Origin of the sequence: Rhodopseudomonas sp. B29 (assembly GCF_000333455.1) — a bacterium.
Taxonomy (GTDB): Bacteria; Pseudomonadota; Alphaproteobacteria; order Rhizobiales; family Xanthobacteraceae; genus Rhodopseudomonas.
Window position 1 is genome coordinate 1 of sequence record NZ_BADD01000731.1, and the last position, 2,005, is coordinate 2,005.

The window sequence follows — 2,005 nt, forward strand, 5'->3', positions numbered from 1 at the left end:
CGGCTCCACGGCATAATGGTGACGTCGCCCGGCATGTCGGTGGCGACCAGCGCCTCGCGGATCTTCTCGCCGTCGGTCGACTTGGCGCGGTTGATGGCATCGGCCATCACGATCAGGCCCATGAACTGGCGCGACGAGTAGTCGTTGAAGTCCTTGCCGGACTTCTCCTTGTACATGTCGTTGATCTTGCCGACCATCGGCCGCTTCTGCGCGAGGTCGAGCGAGAACGAGCCGCGCGAGATCACGCCGGGAATCTTGTCGCCGACGGCGTCGTACAGCGCCTTCTCGGAGAAGCCCGCGTCCTGGGCGACGATGTTCTTGGCCTTGTAGCCGAGCTCGCCCATGGTGCGGATCAAGAGGATGCCGTCGGTGGTGTAGCTCGACGGCATCAGCACGTCGGCGTCCGCCGCCTTGAGCTGCTGCACTTCGGCGGTCAGCGACGGCGAGTTGGCGCGATACTTGATGTCGGCGACGACCTTGTAGCCGCGCTCCTTGGCGAGCGCGAGCTGAGCGTTGGACGAGTCGGTGCCGAAGATCGTGTCTTCGTGGAACAGCGCCAGCGTCTCGATCTTCTGACCCTTCTTCTTCTCGGCGTCGAAGAAGTCGAACATCGCCTTGGAGAACATCTCGTCGTGCGGCGCGGCGCGGAAGTAGAACTTGAGGCCGCGGCGATGCAAGCTCGGCGACGAGTTGTCCGCCGACAGGAACGGAATCTGATAGCGCTCGCAGACCTGGCTGACGGTGACCGCCACCGCGCTCTGATAGGTGCCGACGATGGCGCAGACCTTCTCCTGGGTGATCAGGCGCTCGGCCTCGGCGCGGCCCTTCTGCGGATCGGCCTGGTGATCGGCGAACACCAGGCGCACCTTGGCGCCTCCGAGTCCCGGCAGGCCCTCGCCGCGCGCCAGCGGCAGGTCGAAGTCGTATTTGTTGTTGATCAGTTCGGCAGCGGTTTGAAACGCCTTCTGGGCATCGACGCCGATCTGGGCGCTGGCACCGGACAACGGGTAGATCACGCCGATGACGACTTCGCTGGCTTCCGCCCGTGCGGTAGCGAACGGTAGTAGTGCGGCGCTGGCCGCGCCACCGATTACGAGATTGCGGCGATTGATCTTCATGGCATCATCCTTTGCTTACCAGCGCTCCTCAGCGAGCGGTCGCAGGTCGGGTTGGCCTCAGAGCACCGCAAGGTGCTTGTTCTTCAAGTCGGTGACAAGCATCAATCCGGGCGCGTGAGTGATGGCGAACGGCACCTTGGCCGCCGCAATCACGGCTTGGGGAGTGACGCCGCAGGCCCAGAACACGGGTAGCTCGTCGGCTTCGACCGTGACCGCGTCACCATAATCGGGCTTTGCGACATCGGCGATGCCGATCGACTGCGGCAGACCGATATGCACCGGCGCGCCATGCACCGAGGGAAAGCGCGAGGTGATCTGCACGGCGCGGATCGCGTCCTTCGGCTTGAGCGGCCGCATCGACACCACCATCGGCCCCGCAAACGGCCCGGCTGGCGCGCAGGCAATGTTGGTGCGATACATCGGCACGCGCACATTCTGCTCGATGTGACGGATCGGAATGCCCTCCGCGAGCAGAGGCTCCTCGAACGAAAACGAGCAGCCGATCACGAAAGCGACCAGATCGTCGCGCCAATGAGCTTTCACGTCGGTCGGCTCGTCGATCACTTCGCCGTCGCGCCAGACCCGGTAGGCCGGCACGTCGGTGCGGATGTCGAGATCGACGCCGAGCGACGGGATCATCGGATTGCCGACATCCGAGATGCCGATGATCGGACACGGCTTGGGGTTGAGTTGGCAGAAGCGATGGGAGGCGCCGGCATAAGCTTCCGGCAGAATGGCGAGGTTGGCCTGAACGTATCGGGGCGCGACACCTGCAGTGCTTTCGACGACNTCGGCCCGATACATCAGCCGGGCGGCATGGGCGGGAATTGCGGTATCAGCCTGCTGGAACTGAGGTTCTGCCGCCAAAAATAGTCATTCATCGTCCT

1 protein-coding gene and 1 pseudogene are annotated in these 2,005 nt (G+C 63.9%); both read right to left on the reverse strand.

Annotation, left to right across the window (positions count from 1 at the left end):
* Positions 1–1,118, reverse strand: a 1,118-nt coding sequence (locus I5M_RS26575) for an ABC transporter substrate-binding protein (RefSeq protein ID WP_022724171.1), incomplete at its 3' end; no start/stop codon positions are given.
* A gap of 57 nt (positions 1,119–1,175) precedes the next feature.
* Positions 1,176–1,995 (reverse strand): annotated as a pseudogene (locus tag I5M_RS26580) (putative hydro-lyase).
* Positions 1,996–2,005 lie beyond the last annotated feature (10 nt).